Source organism: Streptomyces aureus (assembly GCF_000725495.1).
Classification (GTDB): Bacteria; Actinomycetota; Actinomycetes; order Streptomycetales; family Streptomycetaceae; genus Streptomyces; species Streptomyces aureus_B.
Genome location: NZ_JNZD01000009.1, coordinates 127,605 through 145,935, shown reverse-complemented (window position 1 = coordinate 145,935; position 18,331 = coordinate 127,605). Strand labels below are relative to the sequence as shown.

21 protein-coding genes are annotated in these 18,331 nt (G+C 71.6%); 11 read left to right on the top strand and 10 right to left on the bottom strand.

Features of this window, described 5'->3' with window-relative positions; all coding sequences use genetic code 11:
• Window positions 1–142: 142 nt before the first annotated feature.
• Window positions 143–328, top strand: a complete 186-nt coding sequence (locus IO36_RS17340; RefSeq protein ID WP_037620917.1) for a DUF6104 family protein — start codon at window positions 143–145, stop codon at window positions 326–328.
• Window positions 329–352: 24 nt separating this feature from the next.
• Here IO36_RS17340 and IO36_RS17335 read toward each other — a convergent pair whose 3' ends face one another.
• Window positions 353–1,186 (bottom strand): hypothetical protein, encoded by an 834-nt coding sequence (locus tag IO36_RS17335; protein ID WP_037620916.1) that lies wholly within the window; start codon window positions 1,184–1,186, stop codon window positions 353–355.
• A gap of 163 nt (window positions 1,187–1,349) precedes the next feature.
• Here IO36_RS17335 and IO36_RS17330 point away from each other — a divergent pair, with 163 nt between their 5' ends.
• Window positions 1,350–2,300: a DUF4097 family beta strand repeat-containing protein gene (locus IO36_RS17330; protein ID WP_037620915.1), complete on the top strand. Its 951-nt coding sequence runs from the start codon at window positions 1,350–1,352 to the stop codon at window positions 2,298–2,300.
• Window position 2,301: 1 nt separating this feature from the next.
• On the top strand, window positions 2,302–3,372 hold the full coding sequence (locus IO36_RS17325; protein ID WP_037620913.1) for a PadR family transcriptional regulator: 1,071 nt from the start codon (window positions 2,302–2,304) through the stop codon (window positions 3,370–3,372).
• Between the two features lie 265 nt (window positions 3,373–3,637).
• Here IO36_RS17325 and IO36_RS17320 read toward each other — a convergent pair whose 3' ends face one another.
• The 4 genes from IO36_RS17320 to IO36_RS17305 form a co-directional block, all read right to left on the bottom strand.
• Window positions 3,638–4,225 (bottom strand): Clp protease N-terminal domain-containing protein, encoded by a 588-nt coding sequence (locus tag IO36_RS17320; RefSeq protein WP_051900589.1) that lies wholly within the window; start codon window positions 4,223–4,225, stop codon window positions 3,638–3,640.
• Window positions 4,225–4,434, bottom strand: a complete 210-nt coding sequence (locus IO36_RS17315; protein ID WP_010984411.1) for a helix-turn-helix domain-containing protein — start codon at window positions 4,432–4,434, stop codon at window positions 4,225–4,227. Before IO36_RS17315 ends, IO36_RS17320 begins: the two co-directional genes overlap by 1 nt.
• 224 nt (window positions 4,435–4,658) lie before the next feature.
• Entirely contained in the window at window positions 4,659–5,624 is a 966-nt protein-coding gene (locus IO36_RS17310) for a zinc-binding dehydrogenase (protein WP_037620910.1), read from the bottom strand.
• 346 nt (window positions 5,625–5,970) lie between these two features.
• Window positions 5,971–7,194, bottom strand: a complete 1,224-nt coding sequence (locus IO36_RS17305) for an NAD(P)-dependent malic enzyme (protein WP_037620909.1) — start codon at window positions 7,192–7,194, stop codon at window positions 5,971–5,973.
• A gap of 538 nt (window positions 7,195–7,732) precedes the next feature.
• On the opposite strand from IO36_RS17305, the gene IO36_RS17300 reads away from it, so the two are divergent.
• Genes IO36_RS17300 through IO36_RS17290 form a run of 3 tightly spaced genes read left to right on the top strand, consistent with a single transcriptional unit; the run spans window position 7,733 to window position 10,435 of the window.
• Window positions 7,733–8,683 (top strand): ABC transporter substrate-binding protein, encoded by a 951-nt coding sequence (locus tag IO36_RS17300; protein WP_037620908.1) that lies wholly within the window; start codon window positions 7,733–7,735, stop codon window positions 8,681–8,683.
• Window positions 8,684–8,711: 28 nt separating this feature from the next.
• Window positions 8,712–9,677 carry an amino acid ABC transporter permease gene (locus tag IO36_RS17295; protein ID WP_037620906.1) on the top strand — a complete coding sequence of 322 codons (966 nt, stop codon included), beginning with the start codon at window positions 8,712–8,714 and terminating at the stop codon, window positions 9,675–9,677.
• Window positions 9,674–10,435: an amino acid ABC transporter ATP-binding protein gene (locus IO36_RS17290; protein ID WP_037620905.1), complete on the top strand. Its 762-nt coding sequence runs from the start codon at window positions 9,674–9,676 to the stop codon at window positions 10,433–10,435. The genes IO36_RS17295 and IO36_RS17290 overlap by 4 nt, the downstream gene beginning before the upstream one ends.
• Before the next feature lie 87 nt (window positions 10,436–10,522).
• Here IO36_RS17290 and IO36_RS17285 read toward each other — a convergent pair whose 3' ends face one another.
• From IO36_RS17285 to IO36_RS17275, 3 genes are all read right to left on the bottom strand, one after another.
• On the bottom strand, window positions 10,523–11,299 hold the full coding sequence (locus tag IO36_RS17285) for a hypothetical protein (RefSeq protein WP_037620903.1): 777 nt from the start codon (window positions 11,297–11,299) through the stop codon (window positions 10,523–10,525).
• Window positions 11,296–11,784 (bottom strand): SigE family RNA polymerase sigma factor, encoded by a 489-nt coding sequence (locus IO36_RS17280; protein WP_037620902.1) that lies wholly within the window; start codon window positions 11,782–11,784, stop codon window positions 11,296–11,298. The genes IO36_RS17285 and IO36_RS17280 overlap by 4 nt, the downstream gene beginning before the upstream one ends.
• A gap of 126 nt (window positions 11,785–11,910) precedes the next feature.
• Window positions 11,911–12,669, bottom strand: coding sequence for a class I SAM-dependent methyltransferase (locus tag IO36_RS17275; protein ID WP_037620901.1), 759 nt, complete (start codon window positions 12,667–12,669; stop codon window positions 11,911–11,913).
• 100 nt (window positions 12,670–12,769) lie between these two features.
• On the opposite strand from IO36_RS17275, the gene IO36_RS17270 reads away from it, so the two are divergent.
• Window positions 12,770–13,399, top strand: a complete 630-nt coding sequence (locus IO36_RS17270) for a CGNR zinc finger domain-containing protein (protein WP_037620900.1) — start codon at window positions 12,770–12,772, stop codon at window positions 13,397–13,399.
• Here the strand turns inward: IO36_RS17270 and sodX are convergent.
• Entirely contained in the window at window positions 13,303–13,737 is a 435-nt protein-coding gene (gene sodX / locus IO36_RS17265; RefSeq protein ID WP_037620899.1) for a nickel-type superoxide dismutase maturation protease, read from the bottom strand. The two genes, IO36_RS17270 and sodX, sit on opposite strands and share 97 nt — an antisense overlap.
• Before the next feature lie 145 nt (window positions 13,738–13,882).
• Here sodX and sodN point away from each other — a divergent pair, with 145 nt between their 5' ends.
• Window positions 13,883–14,278, top strand: coding sequence for a superoxide dismutase, Ni (sodN, locus tag IO36_RS17260; RefSeq protein ID WP_037620897.1), 396 nt, complete (start codon window positions 13,883–13,885; stop codon window positions 14,276–14,278).
• 152 nt (window positions 14,279–14,430) lie between these two features.
• Here the strand turns inward: sodN and IO36_RS17255 are convergent, their stop codons facing one another.
• Complete coding sequence (locus IO36_RS17255; protein ID WP_037620896.1) at window positions 14,431–14,628, bottom strand: hypothetical protein; 198 nt, start codon at window positions 14,626–14,628, stop codon at window positions 14,431–14,433.
• Window positions 14,629–15,166: 538 nt separating this feature from the next.
• On the opposite strand from IO36_RS17255, the gene IO36_RS17250 reads away from it, so the two are divergent.
• The 3 genes from IO36_RS17250 (at window position 15,167) to IO36_RS17240 (ending at window position 18,328) form a co-directional block, all read left to right on the top strand.
• Complete coding sequence (locus IO36_RS17250) at window positions 15,167–16,654, top strand: DUF2254 family protein (RefSeq protein ID WP_051900587.1); 1,488 nt, start codon at window positions 15,167–15,169, stop codon at window positions 16,652–16,654.
• Between the two features lie 700 nt (window positions 16,655–17,354).
• Window positions 17,355–17,774, top strand: coding sequence for an SHOCT domain-containing protein (locus tag IO36_RS17245; RefSeq protein ID WP_037620895.1), 420 nt, complete (start codon window positions 17,355–17,357; stop codon window positions 17,772–17,774).
• Between the two features lie 173 nt (window positions 17,775–17,947).
• Window positions 17,948–18,328: a helix-turn-helix transcriptional regulator gene (locus IO36_RS17240; RefSeq protein ID WP_051900599.1), complete on the top strand. Its 381-nt coding sequence runs from the start codon at window positions 17,948–17,950 to the stop codon at window positions 18,326–18,328.
• The last annotated feature ends 3 nt before the right edge of the window (window positions 18,329–18,331 follow it).

Below are 18,331 nucleotides of genomic sequence, written 5' to 3'. Positions count from 1 at the left end.
CCCCCACGCCCCCGTGGCACGAGCCGACCTTGCAGGCTAGCGGCCGGGACCCGGCCCCGACAGAGGCCCTCCGCGGGCCCCGCCCCCGCGCCTATCCTTTTTCCCAGCGTTCCACTTCCCTTTCACCCACGGAGCACCATCCATGTACTTCACCGACCGCGGCATCGAGGAACTTGAGAAGCGGCGCGGCGAGGAAGAGGTCACCTTCGAGTGGCTCGCCGAGCAGCTGCGTACGTTCGTCGACCTCAACCCGGACTTCGAGGTGCCGGTGGAGCGGCTGGCGACCTGGCTGGCCCGGCTGGACGACGAGGACGAGGACGACGCGTAGGGACGTTCCCCGGGCCCGGGGCGTTCAGTCGTAGGCGCGCAGCTGGTCGTACGCCAGGCCGAGGAGGCCGCGGAGCGTCAGGACCGCGCCGGCGACGGTCCAGCCGCCGCTGTGCCGGCGGATGCCCCAGGCCGTGAGCGGGAGGCCGACGGCCAGCTGGACCGCGGCGAGGGTGCGGGCCCGCGGTCCGCGCAGCCAGGGCCCGAGCCCCCCGCTCTCCACCACGTCGAGTTCCGCGCCGACGGCGGCACGCCAGCCGGACCACTCGATCTGCTCGGCGTCGGGACGGATCCGGACCGCGTCGCGGAGCCGGTCCACGCTCTCGCCGGGTTCGACGCCGTCCGGGAGGCGCACCCCCGCGCGGGTGAGGACGGCGAGAAGGCCGCGCACGCGCGCGGGCGCGTCGGACGCCGGGTCGGGCTGCGTCAGCGGTTCGAGCGCCTGGATGTCGAGGACCGGGTCGAGGCCCAGGCGCGCGGCGAAGGTGTGCATCGCCTCGTCCTGGCCGACCGGGGTGCCGTTCGCCAGCCATTCGTAGCCCACGGTGCGGCGGAAGCCCGAGGCCAGCGTGAAGCCGCTGCGGTCGGTGTCCCACCACAGGGCGAGTACGGGCCAGGGCGCGCCGACGGCGAGCGCGGCGGCCCAGCCGGTGAGCACGCGGTCGACGGGTTCGGTGCCGTGCTGCCAGGGCTTGCCCTCGGGGACCAGCACGCTCCAGTCGGGTCCCGCCCCGGCCAGCAGCATCCGTTCGCGCAGCAGCTGGGCGGCGGGACCGGCCGACTCGGGACGGGCCCGGCACAGCAGCAGGGCCCCGGGGGCCGGACGGTCGTCCCGGGACGCGCCGGAAGCAGTCGACATAGCCCTACTTTAGGGCGATTTGCCCATTTCAACGTAGCAGTGATCCCCAGAACGGGTGTCTTGACTTTCCGTATCCGCGATATATCGTGAATACGGGAGACGCGATATGGCGCGTCGAGTTCGGGCTCGTCCGAGGGTCCGGCCGGTCGAGGAGGTCTGCACCATGTCCGAGTGGTCCGTGACAGAGCCGAAGAAGCTCTCCTTCGACGGCCCCGTGCAGACGCTGCGCGTACGCATCGTCAACGGAACGGTGAACGTCGTGGGGACCGACGAGGGTTCCGCCCGGCTGGAGGTGTCCGAGCTGGACGGCCCCCCGCTCCAGGTGAGCCAGGAGGGCGGCACGCTCACCGTGGCGTACGACGACCTCCCCTGGAAGGGCTTCCTCAAGTGGCTCGACCGCAAGGGCTGGCGCCGCGCGGCCGTGGTCTCCCTGGCCGTCCCGGCCGGTACGCACGTCGAGGTGGGCGTGGTCGGGGCCGCCGCCGTGGTCTCGGGCGTGGACGGACGGGTCCAGGTCAAGGGCGTCACCGGCGACACCACGCTGGTGCGGGTCGCGGGCCCGGCCCATGTGGAGACCGTCTCGGGGAACCTGGAGGCCCAGGCCGTCACCGGCGACCTGCGGTTCAACTCCGTCTCCGGGGACCTGACCGTCGTCGAGGGCTCCGGCTCCTCCGTGCGGGCCGAGTCGGTGAGCGGCTCGATGATCGTGGACCTGGACGTCACGGGCGCCCCCACCGACGTCCGGCTGTCGAACGTCTCGGGCGAGATCGCCATCCGGCTCCCCCACCCCGCTGACGCCGAGGTGGAGGCCAACACCGCGAGCGGCAGCGTCTCCAGCGCCTTCGAGGACCTGCGGGTCAACGGCCAGTGGGGCGCCAAGAAGATCACCGGCCGGCTCGGCGCGGGCAACGGCAGACTGAAGGCGATGACCGTCTCGGGCTCGATCGCCCTGCTGCGCAGGCCTCCGGCGGAGGACGAACCCTTCGAGGACGCTCCCGGACCCCGGGACACGGCGGCCGTCCCGGGCATGGACAAGGCCGAGGGCGACGCCCGGGGCGACGACACCGCCGAGGGCCGGCCGGCCGACTCCGCGACCGACAAGAAGGTGCTCTGACATGGCCCCCGTCTTCGCCCACGGCCGACTGCGTCTGTACCTCCTCAAGCTGCTCGACGAGGCCCCGCGCCACGGGTACGAGGTGATCCGCCTCCTGGAGGAGCGCTTCCAGGGCCTGTACGCGCCCTCGGCCGGCACCGTCTACCCGCGGCTGGCGAAACTGGAGGCCGAGGGCCTCGTCACGCACACCTCCGAGGGCGGCCGGAAGGTGTACGCGATCACCGACGCGGGCCGTGCCGAACTGGCCGACCGCAGCGGCGAACTGGCCGATCTGGAGCTGGAGATCCGCGAGTCGGTCGCGGAGCTCGCGGCGGAGATCCGCGCGGACGTCCGGGGCGCGGCCGGTGATCTGCGCCGCGAGATGCGGGCGGCGGCCACGGAGGCGCGCCGGGGCTCCCCGGGCGGCACCCGGCCGCAGCAGCCCGACGAGGCGGCGGCGGGCGGGTTCGGCGGCTTCGACGACCTCCACGACAGGGAGTCGTGGCGGGCCGCGAAGGAGGAGATGCGGCGCGCCCGCCAGGAGTGGAAGGAGCAGGCCCGCCGCGCGAAGGACGAGAGCCGCCGCGCGCGGGACGAGGCGCAGCGCGCCCGCCGCCAGGCCAAGGAGGCGCAGGAGAAGGCCCGCGCCCAGGCCCAGGAGGAGATGCAGCGCATGGCCAAGCGCGTCCAGGACCAGGTCCAGGACCACTTCGCTCGCGGGGACTGGCCGACGGGCGTGCGCGAGGGGCTGACCGAACTGGCCAAGGAGTTCGGCGACTTCGGGAAGAACTTCGGCAAGGACCTGGGAAAGGACTTCGGCTTCGGCCGTACGCCCTCGGGAGCACCCGTCGAGCCGGAGTACTCGGCCACACCGGAGGACTTCCCCGCCGAGTACGAACCCGCCTGGGCCCACGAGGGCTCCAGTGGCAACCCGGCCCGGGACCTGGACCGGCTGCTGGACCGCTTCCGGGACGACATCCGTGACGCGTCCCGCGACCACGGCGTCACGGAGGACCAGCTCCGCGACATCCGCCGCCATCTGTCGTCGGCGGCGGCCCACATCGGCGCGGCCCTGCACAGCAGGCGGGCCTAGCCTCCGGGCGACCGCAGTCCTTGGGTCCGGCGCCCCGCTCTCCGGCGTGCGGCGCCCGGAACCTCGGCCCGGGGTTCGGGGCGCCGCGCGGAACCCCGGGCCGGTGGGGCCGCCCCCCACGGCCCGACAGGTGGCCCCCGCCGCGCCCGCGACCGGGCCGACCCCGCTGGACCGGGCCGCCCCGCCGTACCCACGCCCCGGCAGTCCCGGCCGACCCCGCCGTACCCACAACCCGGCCGGCCAAGCCGGCCGACCGGAACTCCGCTCAGCTCGCCTTCGCCGCCGCGCCCCCGCCGGACGCCCCGGACGGGCCGTACAGCACCCGGGTCACGGACTCGTAGGTGACGCCGTGGTCGGCCAGGACCTCGGCGGCCACTCCGCCGCGCAGGGTGATCGCCAGCAGCAGGTGCTCGTCCCCGATGTGCCGGTCGCGTCGGGCCGCGGCGATCCGCAGGGCTCGTACCAGCACGTCCTTCGCCTCCTGCCCGAAGGGCCGGCGCCGGGCGCGCCTGCCGTTCCCGCCGCGCCCGCCCGATTCGAGCGCCCCTTCACCATGAGCCTCCTCGATCCGGGCGACGATCTCGGACAGATCGATACCGAGCCCGGAGAGGGCGTCCGCGTCGGCGCGCGAGAGCCCGCCCCTGCGCCGCGCCTCGGCGAGGTCCCGTTCAAGTGACGCCCTGAACCCGCTCTCCCCGAGCGAGGTCAGGGCGAAGGAGCCCCGGCTGCCCTCCCGGTCGAGGAGGGCGAGCAGCATGTGCTCCTCCTCGACGCTCCCGGCCCCCACCCGCCCGGAGTGCGACACCGCGCCCTCGACGACGGCACGCGCGTCCTTCGTGAAGCGTTCGAACATCACTGCCTCCCGTACTTCTTGTGCACGGCCTGCCTGCTCACTCCGAGTTCCGCGGCGATCTCCTGCCACGACCAGCCCTGATTGCGCGCGCTGCGCACCTGTACCGCCTCGAGCTGCTCCAGCAGCCTCCGCAGCGCGGAGACCGCCCGCAGCCCGATCCGCGGATCACGGTCGCCCGCGCGCTCGGCGAGATCCGTTGCTTCGGTCATGATGTCAACCTACGTTGACAGACTCTCCCTGTCAACCAAAATTGACAAGCGGCCGTATGCAGACGGGTGGGGTGCCCTGGCCGGACGCAGGCAGCCGGCGCGGTGGACCAGCCCGGGACAAGGGCCGGACACACGGGCCGGACACACGGAACGGCGGGCCCGGAAACCCGGACCCGCCGCTCGCCATCATGGAGGAGCCGTCACGAAGACGGCCCAGGACGCTCTCAGCCGGCCGTCAGCACGATCTTGCCGAAGAGATCGCCGGACTCCAGCCGCTGGAAACCCTCGCGGGCGCGGTCGAGGGGCAGCACCTCGTCGACGACGGGCCGCACCCCGGTGGCCGCGCAGAAGGCGAGCAGGTCCTCCAGCTCGTCCTTGGTGCCCATGGTGGAGCCGACCACCTTGAGCTCGAGGAAGAAGATCCGAGTCAGCTCCGCGTGCGAGGGCCGGTCGCCGCTGGTGGCGCCGGAGATCACGACGGTCCCGCCGGGACGCAGCGACTTCACCGAGTGGGACCAGGTGGCGGCCCCGACCGTCTCGATGACCGCGTCCACCCGCTGCGGCAGCCGCGCCCCGGGCTCCAGCGCCTCGACGGCACCGAGTTCGAGCGCCCGCTTCCGCTTGGCCTCGTCCCGGCTGGTGGCGAAGACGCGCAGGCCCGCGGCCTTCCCGAGCACGATCGCGGCCGTGGCCACGCCCCCGCCCGCACCCTGGACGAGCACGGAGTCGCCGGGGCGCACCCCGGCGTTGGTGAAGAGCATGCGGTACGCCGTCAGCCAGGCGGTCGGCAGACAGGCGGCCTCCGCGAAGGACAGCTCCTTGGGCTTCGGCAGCACGTTCCAGGTCGGTACGGAGACCTGCTCGGCGAAGGTGCCCTGGTAACGCTCGGTCAGGATGGACCGCGGCTCGTTCGGGCCGACACCGTGCCCGCTCTGGCCGATGACGGAGTGCAGGACGACCTCGTTGCCGTCCTCGTCGATCCCGGCGGCGTCGCAGCCGAGGATCATCGGCAGCTTGTCCTCGGCGAGACCGACCCCGCGCAGCGACCAGAGGTCGTGGTGGTTGAGGGAGGCGGCGCGTACGTTCACGGTGGTCCAGCCCGGCCTCTGTTCGGGGGCCGGACGCTCCCCCAACTCCAGGCCGTTCAGCGGCTGGTCACGGTCGATTCGGGCGGCATAGGCAGCGAACATGACCTTGACGATAGGCTCCGCCCCCGGCCGGGGGAACCGCCCTCGTCTGTGACACGTCCCCCACCGACCGGGTGGCCCCGGGCACAGCCTTTTCTTCGCCCCCTCCGCCCCTACCCGTCCCATGCCTGGGGGCTGCCGCCCCCGGACCCCCGCTTCGGCCTGAACGGCCTCGTCCTCAAACGCCGGACGGGCTGAAACTCTCCGGCGGGAAACTCAAGCCCTCCGGCGATTGAGGAGCGGGGGGCCGGGGCAGCGCCCCCGTGACGGGACGGGTAGGGGCGGAGGGGGCGAAAAAGCCGACCCCGCCGGGAGGAAGCCTCCCGGCGGGGTCACGGTGGGCGTCGGCTCAGCGGCGGGCGACGCCTTCCGCCCGGGCCGCGGCGGCCACCGCGGCCGTGACCGCCGGCGCCACCCGCTCGTCGAACGGCGAGGGGATGACGTAGTCCGCGGCGAGGTCGTCCCCGACGACCGCGGCCAGCGCGTCGGCGGCGGCGATCTTCATGCCCTCGGTGATCCGGGAGGCCCGGACCTGGAGCGCACCGGCGAAGATTCCCGGGAAGGCCAGCACGTTGTTGATCTGGTTCGGGAAGTCCGACCGCCCGGTCGCGACGACGGCCGCGTACTTGTGGGCGATCTCCGGGTGCACCTCGGGGTTCGGGTTGGCCATCGCGAAGACGAAGGCGTCCTTCGCCATCGAGGCGACCGCCGGCTCGGGCACCGTACCGCCGGAGACGCCGATGAAGACGTCGGCGCCCGCGAGCGCCTCCTCCAGCGAACCGGAGATCCCCGCCCTGTTGGTGATCTCCGCCAGCTCGCGCTTGACGTCCGTCAGGTCGTCCCGGTCCCGCGACACGACGCCCTTGCGGTCCGCGACCGCGACATCGCCGAGGCCGGCCTCCAGCAGGAACTTGGCGATGGCGATACCGGCCGCGCCCGCTCCGGAGATCACCGCGCGCAGGTCGCCGAGCGAGCGCCCGGTGAGCCTGGCGGCGTTCCGCAGGGCCGCGAGGGTGACGACGGCGGTCCCGTGCTGGTCGTCGTGGAAGACGGGGATGTCGAGCCGCTCCTGGAGCTTGCGCTCGATCTCGAAGCACCTCGGCGCCGAGATGTCCTCCAGATTGACGCCGCCGAAGGAGGGAGCGAGCCGGACCACCGTCTCGACGATCTCGTCGACGCCGGTGCAGGCGAGCGCGATCGGAACCGCGTCCACCCCGCCGAACTGCTTGAACAGGATGGCCTTGCCCTCCATGACGGGGAGCGAGGCCTCCGGGCCGATGTCACCGAGCCCGAGCACTGCCGTCCCGTCGGTCACCACAGCGACCACGGACGACTTCCACGTGTAGTCGTGGACGAGTTCCGGCTGCTCGGCGATCGCGCTGCACACCTTCGCGACGCCGGGCGTGTAAGCCAGGGACAGGTCGTCCTTGTCGCGGATCGGCACGGTGGCTTGCACTGCCATCTTGCCGCCGCGGTGCAGCGCGAAAGCCGGGTCGAAGGAATCGAGGGGCTCTGCCCCGCCTTCGTGATCCGTACTGCTGTCGCTGCGAGGATTGACGATCTCCGCTGCCACTTTGTTTTACCCCTTAAGTCTTCAATATCGAGGGTGGCCACTCCTGGTTGAGGGGTGGGCGGGCACCGCGCAGGCCCTGCCGCCGTGGTTGCGTACGGGCCGCTGCGCGACGGGCGCGCCGCACACGCGCCCTGAGCCCCGGATGAGGGGTGTAAAGAACCTTCTTACCGGACGAACGGCGTCGAGGACGAGTCGATAGAACCAAGATCACACGTCGGTGAGATGACTCATGCCCGCATCCATTGACACATACCGACATGTCCTCGTTCGGACAGAACTGCCGTGTAGCGGTCTTCCGCCGGTCGCGGTGGACCGGAGATCTTCCGGCCGGAAGGGAGGATTCCCGCACATGATCCGGCCGAGAGGTACTGCCCGGTAGCACTTCGGGGGTCACCCGTTATCCGATTTTGACATAGCGGCCACCCTGAATCTCGCGGTCCGAATGGCAAGATGCCGTCATTACACGAGGTCGCGACACTCGAAGGTGTGTGTTTCCGTCGACCTATCGGCTACTCCCTGATCTGCCGGAGGAACCCTCATGACCGCACGCACCACCCGTCGTACCAAGACCGCGCCGTCCCGGATAGCAGCGGTCGGTGCGATCGCGGTCGCCGGCGCCCTTGTCCTCACCGGTTGCGGTGACCAGACCAAGAAGGACAACTCCGGCACGGCCACGAACAGTGCCCCCCTCTTCTCCAAGCTGCCCAAGGCCATCCAGGACGCGGGCGTCATCAAGGTCGGCACCAACGCCGAGTACGCCCCCATGGAGTCCACCGAGGGCGGCAAGATCGTCGGTGTCGACCCGGACCTGGCCGACGCGCTCGGCAAGCAGCTCGGCGTGAAGTTCGAGTTCACCTCGGGCTCCTTCGACGGCCTGATCACCGCCGTCAACTCGGGCCGCTACGACATCGGCATGTCGTCCATCACGGACAACAAGCAGCGCCAGGAAGGCCTGGACGACAAGGGCAAGAAGCTCGGCGAGGGCGTCGACTTCGTGGACTACTTCACGGCCGGTACGGCCATCTACGTGAAGAAGGGCAACCCCGAGGGCATCAAGGGCATCGAGGACCTCTGCGGCAAGACCGCCGCCGTGCAGCAGGGCACGACGTACGAGACGGCCCTGAAGGACCAGTCCAAGAAGTGCACGGACGCCGGCAAGAAGGCCATCAACATCGAGTCGTTCCAGAACGACACCGAGGCCCAGACCCGTGTGAAGTCCGGCGGCGCCGTGGCCGGCATCAACGACTACCCGGTCGCGGTCGACCTGTCCAACAAGGCCGACGGCGGCAAGGCCTTCGAGGTCATCAACAAGCAGTACGACGCCGGACCGTTCGGCATCATCCTCAACAAGAAGAACACCCAGCTCCGCGACGCGCTGAAGGAAGCCGTCGACGCGATCATCAAGGACGGCTCGTACCAGAAGGTCCTGGAGAAGTGGGGCGCCCAGTCCGGCGCGATCTCGCAGTCCGCGATCAACGGCGGCAAGTAAGCCGAGCGCACCACTGAAGGGCAGTCACGTGACTGACAAACTCGACAAGTCCCCCTCGGACACCCCGCCCCCGGGCGACTCGGTGTCCGCGGGTGCGGCGTCCGGGCCGGCCCCGGAGACCATCAAGGCGATCCCCGTCCGGCACTACGGCCGGTGGATCAGCGGCGTCATCGTCGTCGCGCTGCTGGTGGCGCTCGGCATCGCGTTCTCGCAGGGCAACATCCAGTGGCACACGGTGAGCGACCAGCTCTTCGTGTCCAGCGTCGTCCAGGGCGCCGGCCGCACACTGCTGATCAGCATCCTCGCCATGATCGTCGGCGTGGTGCTGGGCATCCTCCTCGCGGTGATGCGGCTCTCGAAGAACCCGGTGACCAGCACGGTCGCGTGGCTGTACATCTGGTTCTTCCGCGGCACGCCGGTCTACGTCCAGCTGCTGCTGTGGTTCAACCTGGCGCTGATCTTCCCGGTGCTGAACCTCGGGCCGATCTACAAGAACAACATGACGGACGTCATGACGCCGTTCATGTGCGCCCTGCTGGGTCTCGGTCTGAACGAGGCCGCTTACATGGCCGAGATCTGCCGCGCCGGCCTGCTGGCCGTCGACGAGGGCCAGACGGAGGCCGCCCAGGCCCTCGGCATGAGCCACACCAAGACGCTGTTCCGCATCGTGATCCCGCAGGCGATGCGGGTGATCGTGCCGCCGACCGGCAACGAGTTCATCAACATGCTGAAGACCTCGTCGCTGGTGTACGCGGTCACGTACAACGAGCTGCTGCGCTCCACCTCGGCGATCGGCTCCACGTCGTACGCCGTCATGGAGATGCTGTTCGTCGCCTCCATCTGGTACCTGGCCATGACCAGCGTGTTCAGCGTCTTCCAGTACTACCTGGAGCGCTACTACGCACGGGGTTCCAGCCGTAGCCTGCCGCCGACGGTCTTCCAGAAGATCAAGGCGAACCTGATCGGGCTCGGCAGTGAGAGGGGCAAGGGATGACCGCGATGGTGAAGTCGGAGGGCGTCCACAAGTCCTTCGGCCAGGTGGAGGTGCTCAAGGGCATCGACCTGGAGGTCAACACCGGCGAGGTGTTCTGCCTCATCGGCCCGTCGGGCTCCGGCAAGTCGACCTTCCTCCGGTGCATCAACCACCTGGAGAAGATCAACGCCGGCCGGCTGTACGTCGACGGCTACCTGGTGGGCTACCGCCAGAAGGGCGACAAGCTCTACGAGCTCAAGGACAGCGAAGTCGCTCTGAAGCGCCGTGACATCGGCATGGTCTTCCAGCGCTTCAACCTGTTCCCGCACATGACGGCCGTCGAGAACGTCATGGAAGCGCCGATCCAGGTCAAGGGCGTGAAGAAGGCGGACGCCCGGGACCGGGCGATGGAGCTGCTGGAGCGCGTCGGCCTCGGCGACAAGGCGAAGAACTACCCGTCGCAGCTGTCCGGTGGCCAGCAGCAGCGCGTGGCGATCGCCCGCGCGCTGGCCATGGACCCGAAGCTGATGCTCTTCGACGAGCCGACCTCGGCTCTGGACCCGGAGCTGGTCGGTGACGTCCTCGACGTCATGCGCGACCTCGCCGAGTCCGGTATGACGATGGTCGTCGTCACGCACGAGATGGGCTTCGCCCGTGAGGTCGGCGACAGCCTGGTCTTCATGGACGGCGGCGTGGTCGTCGAGTCCGGCAACCCGCGCGACGTCCTGACGGACCCCCAGCACGAACGCACCAAGTCGTTCCTGTCGAAGGTCCTCTGACCGGGACGTCCACGCCCTCGGGCGCAAGGACAAGGGGCGGTACGGGTCTCCCGTACCGCCCCTTCCTCGTGCTCCCGGTTCCCGCCGCTACTTCAGCAGTGCCGGGTTCTGGATCAGCTTGGTGAGCTGGGCCCGGGTCAGGGGTGGGGTCTTGAGAAGGGGGCCGAGTTGGCCCTTGCCCTCGAAGCCCGTGCTGGCTCGGATGTCCAGGTGGGTGCCGTCCTTCAGCCGGAGGCTGGCGTCGAACTCCCGTCCCCCGGCCGGAACCGGGTGGAGAGCGGGATCGGCCGGGGGCGTCTCCCAGACGCCCAGGATGCTGCCGTCGGGCAGCTTCTGGGTGGTGCAGCCGATGCGTCCGTCCTTGGGGGCGTCCTTGCAGGGGTTGCCCAGGCCCGCGCCGCCCGTCTTCGCGTCGATCACCGATCGTGGGACCACTCCCACGGCGATGTAGCCGACCCCGTCGGGCCGGGCGACGGCGTAGGCGCCGTCGTACGGGCCGACCGGCTTGGGCTCCTTCGCCTTCGGCTGCTGCTTGAACAGTCGCACCAGCGAGATCTCGCTGATCTTCCCGGTCCCGGCGGGCAGCAGCTTCGCGAAGCGGCCCGCCTTGGTGGTGTACTCGCCGGCGGTGGGCGCGCTCGCCACCCTCGCCCCGTGACCGGAGCTCAGCACGCCGGGCCCGAAGACGAGACCGGCCGCGACGGCCGCCGCGGCGACACCGGTCGCCGTCGTGCGCCGGCGCCACCGCACCCGCGAGGCCTTGGCGAAGACCGCCTCGCTCCCCCGGCTCCCGGGCACCTGGACCTCGTCCACCGCCCGTCCGAGCAGTCCCCTCACGTATTCCGTCTCCGCTTCCTCGTTCATACGTATTCCTCCCGCACCGCGGCCCTCAGTGCCGCGAGTCCCCTGGCCGTGTGGCTCTTGACCGTGCTCTCGCGCATACCGAGCACCTGGGCCGTGGCGGCCACGCTCAGGTCCTCCCAGTAGCGCAGGACGAGCACCGCTCTTTGTCTCGGCGCGAGTTCCGCGAGCGCGGCCCGCACCACGAGTCCGGTGTCGCTGTCGACCGACCGCCCCGCCACGTCCGGCACCTCGCCGTACGCGTGCTCACGCCGCCAGAACCGGCGGCGGGCGGAGATGAAGGTGTTGACCAGCGTCTTGCGCGCGTAGGCCTCGAGACTTTCGAGACGTCCGTGCCGCCGCGCGCCGAGGACGACCTTGACCAGCGTCGTCTGCACGAGGTCCTCCGCCTCGTCGCGATTGCCGCAGAGCAGATAGGCGCTGCGGAACAGGGCCGGTCGTCTGCCCTCCACGAAAGCGTGCAGAGCGGCTTCCTCGCCGCGCGTCATCCCGCCCCCCTTCCCGGCCCGCGCTCGCGGACCGTCTCACCCTTCCAGTGCGGCGGGAGGCCCCGCAGGACGCGGCGGAGGCGGTACGGATTTTCCGTACCGCCTCCGACCGGTCGCCCGCGCGGGCTACTTGACCGCGAGCACCAGCGCGTCCGAGGGGGAGCGCCACACGGACCGGGCCTCGCCGAAGCCCCGTTCGCGCAGCACGCGCGCGTGCCACTCGGCGGAGGGTGTGTCGCCGTCGGCGTGCTCGCCGTAGATCTCGAAGCGGCGCGCGGTGGGGCCGGCCAGGACGGGGTCCTGGGCGGCGGACTTCCACCAGTCGGCCCAGTCGAGGGCCCCGTCCTCCTTCGCCCGGTCCATACGGGCGTGCCGCCGGGCGCGGTCGGCGGCGTCGATCCGGGGTGTCGCCTCGTCGGGCATGTGGTCGGCGTTCATGAACACACCGCCGTCGCGGACGAGTTCGGCGATCTGGCCGTAGAGCACGGCGAGGGGTCCGCTGTGCAGCCAGTGCAGGGCCGTGGCGGTCAGGACGGCGTCGTACGTGTCGTACGGGAGCCGGGCGCGCCAGTCGGGGTCCTTCAGGTCGGCCGTGACGAGCTCGACCCGGTCGTCGCCGGCGAAGGTGCCCCCGGCGATGGCGAGGAGGGCGGGGTCGAGGTCGACGCCGGTGCTGGTGGCGCCGGGGAGGCGGGCGAGCAGCCGGGCGGTGATGGTCCCGGTGCCGCAGGCGAGGTCGAGGACGCGGGGCGCGGGTCCGACGAGCGCCTCGGCCATGTCGAGCATCACCCGGAAGCGGTCCTCGCGGTCGGGCATGTACCACTCCTGCTGCCGGTCCCAGCTCCGCTGCCAGGCCTGCCAGTCGGTCCCGGTGCCGATGGCCATGAAAGCCCCTCCCCCAGTCGACCACGTAATACCCTTTAAGGGCGATCAGCTGTTACCCGACCGCCGCCACGACGATAGAGCGCGCCCGTAAGGACTACAAGTGGAACTGGCCTATTACTCGGATTACGCCGTCCGTCTCGTCAACACGGAGGAACCGGTTCGAGGAAGGGACTCCCTCACCTCGGTGGAGGCCGTCCGCGACCTGTTCGAGGGCAACGCCTCGGCGGCCCGCCGCGCCACGGAGGCGGACGTCACCCGCTTCCGTTCGGTACGGGGACGGCTGCGCGCTGTCTTCGAGGCCGCGGCCGGCGGCGAGGAGACGCTCGCGGTGGACCTGCTGAACTCCCTGCTCCTGGAGTTCCCGGTGAGCCCGCAGATCTCGGGGCACGACCACCGGGACGACGACGACCGTCCGCTGTGGCACATGCACCTCGCGGACCACCCGTCGAACGCGACGGCGGGCTACGCGGCGATCGCGGCGATGGGTCTCGCCTTCCACCTGACCGAGTACGGAGTGGACCGCCTCGGCCTGTGCGAGGCCGCGCCGTGCCGCAACGCCTACCTGGACACCTCGACCAACCGCTCCCGGCGCTACTGCTCGGACCGCTGCGCGACCCGCGCCAACGTCGCCGCCTACCGTGCCCGCAAGCGCCTGGAGGCGGACCGGGCCGCGAGCACCGGCCTGGCGGCCACCAGCACCCAGCGGACGACGCCCAACGGGGATCGCTGACCCGCGGCCGGCGGCCGGAAACGGAACCGGACCTTTCCGAGGACGAGCTCCTCGGGGACGGTTCCGTAGTCGGTGCTGTCCCCGCCCGCGAACGTGTTGTCGCCGAGCACCCACCAGCCGCCCTCGCGCCGCTCCGCGATCCGCTTCACGACGAGCAGGTCCTGCTGGAACGGATGCCGCAGGACGACGACGTCGCCCGGCCGCACTCTCGCCCCCCACTGGACGAGCAGCCGGTCCCCGTGAAGGAGCGTGGGCACCATCGAAGGGCCCGTCACCTCCGCCGCCCCGAACGGCAGCAGAGCCTTCCCGCGTTCGGTCTCCTGCGACAGCTCCGGCATCAACGGCACCTCCCCGGTCCTATCCTCCACCAGTCCCAGTTTCACCCCGGACTTTTGTCGTAAGCCCATGGGGGCACCCGCGAAATACCCTCCCCCACGGAGTAATGTCCCACCTGAGAAGACGATCACGAGGAAGGACAGCTCAATGCTCTCCCGCCTGTTTGCCCCCACGGTCAAGGTCAGCGCCCACTGTGACCTGCCCTGCGGCGTGTACGACCCGGCCCAGGCCCGCATCGAGGCGGAGTCGGTCAAGGCCGTGCAGGACAAGATGGCCGGCAACGACGACCCGCACTTCCAGGCTCGCGCCACCGTCATCAAGGAGCAGCGCGCCGAGCTCGCCAAGCACCACGTGTCGGTGCTCTGGAGCGACTACTTCAAGCCCCCGCACTTCGAGAAGTACCCGGAGCTGCACCAGCTGGTGAACGACACCCTCAAGGCCCTCTCGGCCGCGAAGGCGTCCACCGACCCGGCGACGGGCCAGAAGGCGCTGGACTACATCGCCCAGATCGACAAGATCTTCTGGGAGACGAAGAAGGCCTGACCTTCGCCCTGGCCATGCGCACCGCGTCCGCGCGGATCGCGTGGGCCGCATGTCCGCACCCGGACCGCGGGCCGCCGTCATCGGCGGCCCGACGGTCCGGGTGCGTCCTGCTTTCCGGGGCCGTCGGCGTACCCCCGGCCGGCGTGCCCCGGTCACACGGGCAGCTGGCGCATCTCGATCACCCGTAGTCCCAGGGCCTGGAACCGGGTGAGCAGTCCGTACAGATGGGCGTCGTCGATCACGGTGCCGAAGAACAGGGTCTGCTCCTTCGTACGAACCCTGTCGAGTTCGGCGAAGGCCGAGGCGAGCGTGTCCGAAACAATGCCGGCGATGCGGAATTCGTAGCGCATACGAGCACTTCCCTCGGGGCCGGGGCGCGGGGTCCGCTGCGATGCCCTGCCATCGTCGGTCGCGCGCGCCGATGTGGCATCCCCCGGTGCGGGCGACCTCCCGCCCACCCCGGAACGCTCCCGCTCACACCCTCGCCACTCCACCTTCCACCCGCGGGTGCGGCCCCGCGCCCTCCGGGCACGGAAAAAGGCCGGAAAAACACCGGAAACCCGGAAAAGGGTGAGCGGACGCGGACCTCACCCTCGGAAGGGTGAGGCGACGGCGACCACCCCGGCGGGTGAGGGGCGGGGCCTGCGGCCGGAGTGCGGGTGTGTTCGGCGGTGACGGCCCCGGCAGGTACGGGGGTGGGCCGGCGGGCGCCCGGGCCGTGTTGGTACGGGGCCGGGCGAGCGGCCGGGGCGCGGTGGCGACCGGTCCGGCCGGCGTGGGGCCGGGGTGCTCCGGGCGCTCGGCGGTGATGCGTCGGGGCCGGTGGGCGGTGAACCTTGAGGGGCGGGTCCGGGTTTCGCCGGGCCCGGACCGCCCGGAGGACGCCCGATGAACGCTCGCGCGACCGTCGGCCGGAACGCCTCCGTCCGCACCGGCCGCGCCGCGTTCCGCCGCCGCAGGCGGCTGCGCGCAGGCCTCCTCCAGCTGATTTCCGTCGGCGTCGGTCTTGGCCTCGGCCTGCTCGTCCCGGAGATCCGCCGCGGACCCGTGCTGCCGTCCCGCGAGGTGGCCGAGCTGCTGTTCGCGACCGGGTTCGGGGTCCTCGGCGCGGCCACCGTCATCTTCTCCGTGCTCTTCCTCGTGGTGCAGTGGGCGGCCACCACCTTCACCCCGCGGCTCACCCTGTTCCGGGACGCCCCGATCGTCTGGCGGACCTTCGCCTTCGTCGTCGGTCTGACCGTCTTCTGCGCCACCGCCGCGCTGGCGGTCGCCGGCCGGGAGCACGTCTCGGTGGTCGTGCCGGTCGCGGCGGGCGTCCTGCTGCTCCTGCTGCTGGCGCTGCTGCGCGGTCTGCTGCTCCAGGCGGTCGCCGCGATCCAGCTGGCCCCGGTGCTCCGCTCCATCTCCGAACGCGGCCGGGCCGGCCTCGACGCCCTCGGCACGAGCGGCCCCGAAGGCACCCCGGACCTCTCTCACCCCGCCTCGGACCTCCCTGACCTCCCTGACCTCCCTCACCCCCCGGACCCCGCGGCGCCCGGGAGCCCCGAGAACCCGGACGGTCCCGCCCCGGACCGTCGGCCCCTGGCCGGCCCCGGCCCGGCCCCCCAGGGCCGGTTCGGTCCCGGCCCCGAACGGCTGCGGTCGACGATCCGCTGGCCGGGCGCCGGCGCGGTGCTGCAACGCGTGGACACGGGCCGGCTGGCTCAGGCCGCGCGGGCCGCGAACGCGGTCGTCGTCCTGCGGGTGAGCCCCGGCACCACCCTGCGGTACGACACCACCGTCGCCGAGGTGTACGACGGCGACCTCCCCGGCTCCGGCGTCCTGCGCGCCCTGGAGACCGGCGCCGAACGGGTCTTCGACCAGGACCCGGAACTCGCGTTCCGGCTGCTCGCCGACATCGCGCTCAGGGCGTTGTCCCCCGCGGTCAACGACCCCGCGACGGCGGTGCAGGCGCTGGACGCCATGGAGGATCTGCTGCGCCGTCCGGTGCCGCCGCGGGAGGGGCCGCGCGAGATCACCGACCGCGCCGGAACCGTACGGGTGCTCGTGCCGCTGCCCGGACGGGAGGACTTCCTGCGGACGGCCTTCGACGACGTGATCCCGGCGGCCCGGAACTCCCCGATGGTCCTCGTGCGCCTGCGCACGCTCCTCCAGGACCTGGGCGGCACGGACCACGGCGCCGCCGACCGGCAGCTCGCCGGCCGCCTCGCCTGGGTGGAAGAGGAACTCGACACCGGCTTCCCCCGCCTCCGGGACGGGCTCACCGGGGAGCACGGGGAGCGAGTGGGGCGCCCGTCACCGGCTGGGGGCGACGCGGGCAGGGACCGGGGCGCGGACGGCGGGGGCACGGCCGGACAGGAGCCGGACGGCCGGTGAGCAGGGCGGCAAGGGTCACCGGGCGCCAGGGGCTCGGCGCCGCCGGAATCACCGGACGCCGGATGAGCGGGGCGTCCGAGGCCCGCGGGGCCGGGGCGGGCTTCCGTCGAGGGGTCGGAACGGCGGTTGCGCGAGCTCACCCGCGAAGGGTGATCCGCCGGGGCCGGGGGTGACCTCACGCTGGAGCCGAAGCAAGACGTCACGCGTCAGAAAGGGCTCCGCTCATGGCCTGCATCCAGCGGCAGACCCGGCCCGTGCCGGGTGCTCCGCGCCCCGGGCCCGTGCGCCACGGCCCGGAGGACCCCGTACGGTCCTCCGCGTCACCGTGGCCCTCGGGATCCCCGCGGCGCACGCCGTCGCTGCGGCCGTCGCGGGCCCCGGACGAGGCGACGAACGTCGCACCGCTCACGCCGGGCACACCGGACGGCCCCGTCACGGCCCGCCCCGTGTGTCCGGGGGGTCCCGCTCGCCCCCCGCCTTCGAGCGTCTGTCCGCCGGCGGACACCGCAGGACCGTCCCCGTCCGCCGCTCCACCGCGCTCTGCGCACCGCCTCCCAGGCCCTGTGGCCGGCCGCGATCCCTACCGGCCGGACCTGGGCGGAATCCCCGAGATCGCGACCCGGCGCCCGGCGACAGTTCGATCCGCCCGACACCCTGGCAACGCTCGCGGAGATGTCGCACAACCGACAGGAGTTCGACCATGAACGGCTCGACGGTCAATCTGGCAGCGGACTACCCCCTGCTGCAGGTCTTCTGGACCACGATGTGGTTCTTCCTCTGGATCCTCTGGTTCATGCTGCTGTTCCGCGTCATCGGGGACATCTTCCGCGACGACGAGCTGAACGGCTGGGGCAAGGCCGGCTGGTGCGTCTTCGTCGTCATCCTGCCCTTCCTCGGCATCTTCGTGTACCTCATCGCCCGCGGCCGGGGCATGGGCGAGCGCGAGCTGCGGCGCATGCAGAAGAGCCAGGAGGACATGAACGCCTACATCCGCGAGACCGCCGGCAGCAGCAGCGCCGGCAAGGCCGACGAACTGGCGAAGCTCGCGGACCTCAAGACCCACGGCCACATCACGGCCGAGGAGTTCGAGAAGGCCAAGGCGAAGGTCCTGGCCGCCTGACGGACGGGGCCGTCGCCGCCCGGCGGCACGGACACCCCCGCGCACGACGGACCACCGCCGCCCCCCGGGTCAGTGATCGCCCGGGCGGGCGGCGGGCCGTGTGCCATCCTGAGGAGGTGGCGCATCCCCGACCGCTCGACGACCTGGTCCGGCTGCGGCAGGCACGCGACCGGATGAACCGCGAGTACGCCGAGCCGTGGGACATGGCCACGCTCGCGCGCACCGCGCTGATGTCGCCCGGACACTTCCAGCGCAGTTTCCGGGAGGCGTTCGGCCAGACCCCGTACACCTATCTGATGACCCGCCGCATCGAGCGGGCCAAGGCGCTGCTGCGGCGCGGCGACCTGACGGTGACCGAGGTGTGCTTCGCCGTGGGCTGTACCTCGCTCGGTTCGTTCAGCTCCCGGTTCACGGAACTGGTGGGCGAGACCCCGAGTGCCTACCGGGCCCGCCCGCACGACCACGGCGCCCCCATCCCCTCCTGCGTGGCCCGTCGGCTCACCCGCCCGGGCCGCCACCGCAACCCGGAAGCGGAACCGGGCACGCGTCTTTGAGGC